This is a genomic window from Pseudomonas sp. 28 E 9 (assembly GCF_900004785.1).
GTDB lineage: Bacteria > Pseudomonadota > Gammaproteobacteria > Pseudomonadales > Pseudomonadaceae > Aquipseudomonas > Aquipseudomonas orientalis_A.
On the sequence record NZ_CVTK01000042.1, the window covers coordinates 139,272 to 145,374 of the forward strand.

7 protein-coding genes are annotated in these 6,103 nt (G+C 58.4%); 3 read left to right on the plus strand and 4 right to left on the minus strand.

Annotation, left to right across the window (positions count from 1 at the left end; genetic code table 11):
- Nucleotides 1–324 precede the first annotated feature (324 nt).
- Both BFQ00_RS11055 and BFQ00_RS11060 read right to left on the minus strand, forming a co-directional pair.
- The gene (locus BFQ00_RS11055) at nt 325–1,341 is read right to left on the minus strand and encodes an ABC transporter substrate-binding protein (RefSeq protein WP_065933545.1); all 1,017 of its coding nucleotides are present in this window, start codon (nt 1,339–1,341) and stop codon (nt 325–327) included.
- 132 nt (nt 1,342–1,473) lie between these two features.
- Complete coding sequence (locus tag BFQ00_RS11060) at nt 1,474–1,944, minus strand: hypothetical protein (protein ID WP_065885230.1); 471 nt, start codon at nt 1,942–1,944, stop codon at nt 1,474–1,476.
- Between the two features lie 366 nt (nt 1,945–2,310).
- Here BFQ00_RS11060 and BFQ00_RS29105 point away from each other — a divergent pair, with 366 nt between their 5' ends.
- From BFQ00_RS29105 to BFQ00_RS11075, 3 genes are all read left to right on the plus strand, one after another.
- The gene (locus BFQ00_RS29105; protein WP_065885229.1) at nt 2,311–2,586 is read left to right on the plus strand and encodes a hypothetical protein; all 276 of its coding nucleotides are present in this window, start codon (nt 2,311–2,313) and stop codon (nt 2,584–2,586) included.
- 121 nt (nt 2,587–2,707) lie between these two features.
- Nucleotides 2,708–2,938, plus strand: a complete 231-nt coding sequence (locus tag BFQ00_RS11070; RefSeq protein ID WP_065885228.1) for a hypothetical protein — start codon at nt 2,708–2,710, stop codon at nt 2,936–2,938.
- Nucleotides 2,939–3,009: 71 nt separating this feature from the next.
- Nucleotides 3,010–3,252 (plus strand): DUF2789 domain-containing protein, encoded by a 243-nt coding sequence (locus BFQ00_RS11075; protein ID WP_065885227.1) that lies wholly within the window; start codon nt 3,010–3,012, stop codon nt 3,250–3,252.
- Between the two features lie 57 nt (nt 3,253–3,309).
- Here BFQ00_RS11075 and BFQ00_RS11080 read toward each other — a convergent pair whose 3' ends face one another.
- Both BFQ00_RS11080 and BFQ00_RS11085 read right to left on the minus strand, forming a co-directional pair.
- The gene (locus BFQ00_RS11080) at nt 3,310–4,989 is read right to left on the minus strand and encodes a methyl-accepting chemotaxis protein (RefSeq protein WP_371914192.1); all 1,680 of its coding nucleotides are present in this window, start codon (nt 4,987–4,989) and stop codon (nt 3,310–3,312) included.
- A 94-nt stretch (nt 4,990–5,083) separates the two neighbouring features.
- Nucleotides 5,084–5,488 (minus strand): TraR/DksA family transcriptional regulator, encoded by a 405-nt coding sequence (locus BFQ00_RS11085; protein WP_003191666.1) that lies wholly within the window; start codon nt 5,486–5,488, stop codon nt 5,084–5,086.
- Nucleotides 5,489–6,103 lie beyond the last annotated feature (615 nt).

Here is a 6,103-nt window from a genome sequence, read left to right on the forward strand (position 1 = left end):
AAGAGCGTTTTGCTTACTTTTGCGCTTTTCAAAAGTGAGCCGCTGTAAAAGCGGAACCATTAGCAGCCGTTACCGCAGCAACGGATATGTACTCGGTCCAATCCAACATCCTGGCCGGCTCTGAGGCCGCCATCGGGGGCAAGCCCCCTCCCACATTTGGATTGCAGTACATCAGTCAGATAGCTATAGGCTGTCCCGCCTTCATGGAAGCAAGTCTCCACATTTGGATTGCAGTGCATCAGTCAGACAGCTATAGGCTGTCCCGCCGTCATGGGAGCAAGCCCCTCCCACATCTGGAACGCCATCAGGTAGCAATACTGTCAATCACTTGAGGGCCGACTCAACCTTGAGAGCCACATCCTCCGTCAACCACGCCTTCCACACCTCGGGATGAGCCTTGAGAAACGCCTGGGCCACCTCCCGAGGCGGCGTATGATTCTCACTCATTTTCGCCAACGCCTGATTAAGCGGCTCGATAGGAAACTCAACCTTCTCGAAAAACTGCGCAATCTGCGGATGCTCTTTCTGGAATGGCGTAGACACCCCGATGCTCAACCTGGACGCCAGCGACCGCGTCGGCTTGGGATCAGGATTGTCCGCATCCGTCAGCGTCTTCCAGGCCTGCGCATCGAACGGCGGCTCTTGCAGTTGAATCAACTTATAGCGGCCCATCAACGGCGTGGGCGACCAATAGTAGAACAGCACCGGCTTGCCCCGACGAATCGACGAAGCGATCTCCGCATCCAGGGCCGCCCCCGAGCCGCTGCGAAAGTTCACATAGCTGTCGTCCAGGCCGTAAGCCTTGAGCTTTTGCCGGTTGACCACTTCCGAAGTCCAACCGATAGGGCTATTGAGAAACCGCCCCTTGTCCGGTGACTCCGGGTCCTTGAACACATCCTTGTAGCGCGCCAGGTCTTGTACGCTTTTCAAGTCAGGGGCCAGCGGCTTGATACCCTTGGCCGGATCACCCTTGACCACGTACTCCGGCACCCACCAGCCTTCGGTGGCGCCCTTGACCGTATCGCCCAGGCCCACCACCTTGCCTTCCGCCTCGGCCTTGACCCAGACCGGGCTGCGGCCCGCCCACTCTTCACCGATCACCTGAATGTCGTTCTTGGCCAGGGCGGTTTCCAGGGTGATGGTGGTACCGGGCAAGGTGTCGGTGGGCAAGTCGTAGCCCTTCTCGACAATGAACCGCAGTACCTCGGTGATCAGGCTGCCGCTTTCCCAGTTCAGGTCGGCAAAGTGCACCGGCGCCTGGGCGGCCGATACTGGCACTGACGCCATGGACAGGCCCAGGGTCGTCAGCGATGCAGCCAACAGCGTTCTCAATCCTTTCATTCCTTTGCACCTCGCGATATCGCAGCCATCAGCGGACGGCTTTGCTGCTATGCGCGAAGCCTCTCTCGTAGTTAAGTCAACTCAACTGTAGTAGAGGTTCCGGGAGATAAAAGAAGTTCGCCGTGATTGCGCTTACTCACTGGCCTTGAACGTCACCAGTTCGCCCTTGCGCCACTTGGCGGCCTTGCCGGTGACGGCCTTGAGGGTTTTGGTCAGGCCTTCCTGCAGTTGCTGGTGGGCAGCAAATACCAGCATGACGCTGTGGCCTTCCTTGAACACGATGCCTTCGCCCTCGGCCGAAGATACAAAGGCGTAGTCGCCCAGGCCATACACGGTCAACTTGATATCGCGAAACTTGAGTTCAAACTTGCCACCTTCACGGCTGGGCAATACTGCCGCGCGAAAATGATCGCCCACCTTGAGCTCCAGGCGTGGCTTGTCGTCCACGACCAACGCCGCTTCAGTGTCGATCTCGGCGATGTAGATACCTTCCGGGGTCTGTTCGGTAACGTAGACAAAACGAGATTGAAACTGCTTGACCAACTTTGCGCGTAAATCACCCAGCACGAATAACGCGTGCATATCCAGATTACTGACTGCCAAGGAAACGCCCCCACATCGATAAAGCACTGACCGCTTGAGCGGGCAGCACAAAAAAACGGCCGTTACGGCACGAAAGACATACTCGTTAAAAACCTGAAGACAACCATAAGAGCCGTACAGACAGCCGCGGTGGCCCTTGTGCGAGGTCATCCGGCGACACAGCAAATCACAGGTTCAACGACCCGAGAATACGAGTCGAACAACTTCAGAGAATAACCCGATTAAAAACACAGTTTTCCGACACGCATCACAAAAGAAAATACCCGGCCATGGAACCAGGTGCGCGTTGCCGACGACAATACTAAACAGCAACACCGGTCAAAACCAGCCGCTGATATCAACCAGGTCGATCGACAGGAGCTGAGCATGCAACGACGTCAACACGACACTGCGTCTTTTCACACTCATTCATCATGTCCGGACGCACACCAATACTACTGCCTACCCACACCCGATGGGTACTCCCATTCCGTGCTTTATCGAGTGGTGCCGGCCGGAAGAAACTTTTTTCATATCCAGGAAGTGACCAGCGGCAGGATAAAAGGCTTTCGCAGCGATCACAGCAAGGCCTGCGCACTGGCAAAAGCGCTGGAAGCCAACCTGTATGGCCTGCACGGCACACTCGTTTCGTCAGCTGGCTGAGTGTCGTGCACACTTTACTGCACAGCGCCCCTTCAACAACTGCCATACTGACCCGTCCTTGAAGTTTGCCCCCTGCGGGTCAGGTTTCATCAGTGCAGTTACCGCGAAGGGAAGGCTATACGTGACGGAATTTGATATTGGCGAATTTTTTATCCATGGCGATGCGAGGGAAGTGGACGGAGAGTTTCAAGCGGTCATCATCATGCGGGCCAAACCGCCGTTGACCACAGTAACAACGCATCAGGTCGAAAAAGACCGCTGGTTCAAAACTGTCGACGCTGCCGCCATTGCCGGCAAAGACGCCGCCAGGGCCCTGAAAGCCGCCGTGGATTCAGGCGCACTCAATTCGTGACAATCCGATAGAACTCTGGCGCGCCATCCCCCTCACATGCAGAACGATGATCAGCCCGCATGGAGAATATGATGGACACCACGACCCCGACACTTGAAACCCTCTTCGACCAGTTAGGCCTGGATTCCAGTCAGGAAGGCATCGAACGCTTCACCGCCGAGCACCGTCTGCCGGATGACGTGAAACTCGTCGACGCGCCTTTCTGGAGCGAGCAACAGGCGAGCTTCCTCAAGGAACAACTGCATGTCGATGCCGAATGGGCGCCTGCGGTCGATGACCTCAACGCCCTGCTGCATGAGTCTCCTGTCGCTTGATTCAAACGCACTGACCGCACGCCGCTCCTCCCGCAGGAGCGCGCTTGCTGCCTGCCGCTACGCGGATCTGCCCCCTTGCGGCTTGTAGCCCAGGCGTAAACCACCCCAATGCCGCCCCCGAACCATGATCGGCACTGACAGGTCGTGCATCAGCTCGCCGGTATCGCGCGTGTAGGTCTGCAGCAACATGGCTTGTTGATGGCTACCGCACCGCAGGCCGGTACGGTCGTCAAATTTGCGCTTGGTGCGGTTCTGCACCGCGTCCACCTGGGCATCACCGGTCAATGCGTGGGAAAACGCTTTGTTGTGTGTCGGCACGTAGCCCTGGGGCGTACAGGCAATGGCAAACACCAAACCCTCATGAAGCGGCAACAGCGCCTCTTGAATGGCGGGTAATACCTGGTCGGTGTAGGCGTCGAAACGTGTCTTGTATTTGCTCGGGTGGGTATTTGGAATCAGCGTGTAGTTGCGATCGAACAGATCTTCCAGGCTGACCCGGCTGTGCAGCACATCCGCCTCGAACTGTTCGCCAATTCGCCGGGCGCCTTCGCGGGCCAGGTCGTAGATGCGCTGGTGATAGTCATCCAGGCCGACCTGCGCCAGGCGCTCGCTGATAGTTTCCGCCTGCCCTTCCATCTGCACGGCGGCGTCGGCGAGTTGGCGGGTTTGCTGGTCGCTGACCGCCAGGTCGCTGCGCATCTGCTCCACGGCGTGGAACAGGCTGTCGAGTTGAGTGCGGTTGGTGTCGGTGCCCTGGGCGATTTCACTGACCTGCTGTTCCACATCCGCCGCCAGGCCGGCGATGCTCGCCAGGTGTTCGCCGGCATCTTCCACTTGCTCTACACCGGTGTGCAGGTCCGCCGACAGCTGGCGAATCTGCTCCACCACCTGGGCCGTGCGCTGCTGGATGTCGGCGACCATCACCCCGACTTCATCGGTGGCCGTGGCCGTACGTCCGGCGAGGCCGCGCACCTCATCGGCGACCACCGCAAACCCGCGCCCGTGCTCTCCGGCCCGCGCCGCTTCAATCGCCGCGTTCAACGCCAGCAGGTTGGTCTGGCTGGCGATGGACTGGATCACCAGCGTCACGCGCTGGATTTCCTCGCTGCGCTGGCTCAGGGCTTCGATCAGCGTGCGGCTGGCATCGGCACGCTGGCTGAGCTGATGCATGCGGGTGATCGACTGCACCAATACTTCACGGCCTTCGCTGCTGCGCTGACGGGCCTGGCTCGACGCGCCCAGGGCCTGGCGGCTGAGCTGGGAGGTGACCTGTTCGGTGCCGATCATCACCTGCGCGCTGCTGACGATTTGCTGGGAGGCGCTCAACTGCGATTGCAGGCGCGCCGCCAGTTGCTTGACCGAATAGGCCACGCCCGCAGCGGAGAGTGCATTATGGCTGGTGGTATGGGACAGGTCGCGCGCCAGCTCGCCAATCGCATCGCCGGCCGCAGCGTGGGTCACAGAGGGTTTGGGACTTTTCAGGCGGGGCAGCCAGATCACCAGCAAGGCCAGCGGCAGGCACAGGTAGATCGGCCAGCCGGCAAAGGCCAGGCCCAGCAGTAGCAGCACCAGGACAGTACTCTGCGCGAGCGGTATCAGCCAGCCGGGCAGCACCCGCGCCACCGGTTGCGGTGGTAATGCTGCGCCCATCAGAGATCCATCTCCAGCCATTGTCGTTACCCCACTGCTTGTCGTTATTGTGTCTGCATTAAACGCCACTAACAGGCCATTATCCATGGGCCTTTAGTACAGGGGCTTGCAGTAGATCAATAACGGGGGTGTCACGCAAAAACTCTGCGGGGGCCGATGATACGGCCCCCGTGCAACCGCGTCAGGCTTGACGCTGGTGCTTGTCGATCTGCTCGTGGCGCTCTTGCGCTTCGATGCAGTATTTGGTGGTCGGGCTGATCAGCAGGCGTTTGAGGCCGATAGGCTCGCCGCTGTCATCACACCAGCCAAAGGAATCTTCCTTGATGCGTTCCAGGGCACGTTCCAGTTGCGGCAACATGCGCTGGTCGCGGTCGATGGCATTGACCAGCCAGGTGCGCTCTTCTTCCACGGAAGCAGCGTCGGCCGGATCGGCCGGGGTGTCCAGGCTTTCAATGGCGATACGGTTCTGTTCAATGCGCTCGTGGTGTTCCACTTTCATGTCTTGCAGCAACTTCTCGAAAAAAGCGTGCTGTTCGGCATTCATGTAGTCATCCGCCGGCATGGCCAGCAACTTTTCCTTTGTCATTGATTTCTCTATAAAAAATACGTGCATTAAGGCGAATAAGGGAGCGTTCCGGCCGACCTCTGCAGGTCTCGGAAAGGCGCCATCGATTCCAAGCGCCACCCGGCACTCAATTTACGAGGGGCGGCAGTCTAAGGCCGACTTGAAGGCGCAGCAACTGAAATGACAGGCATTTTTTCCCGATCAACCCCCAAAAGCACCAGGACGGGCTTGGCGAACGGTCATCGGAGTGCGTTTATAGCAAGAAATTCAAGTTTATGGAGCTATATAGAAGACAAACGGTTGATAAGGACGGCATAGAACTAAAAATGTGGGAGGGGGCTTGCCCCCGATAGCGGTCAGCCAGACACAGATGTTCAAGCTGACACACCGCTATCGGGGCATAGGTATCTACACAATTTTGGTGCGAGACCGCACCTGTGGCGAGGGAGCTAACGCGTATCTACCTGACACTCCGAGGTCCAAATGTGGGAGGGGGCTTGCCCCCGATGGCGGCCTCAGAGCCGAGCCGGGTGCTGGATCAGCCGAGTACATATCCGTTTCTGCGGTCACGGCTGCTATGGGTTCCGCTTTTACAGCGGCTCACTTTTGAAAAGCGCAAAAGTAAGCAAAACGCTC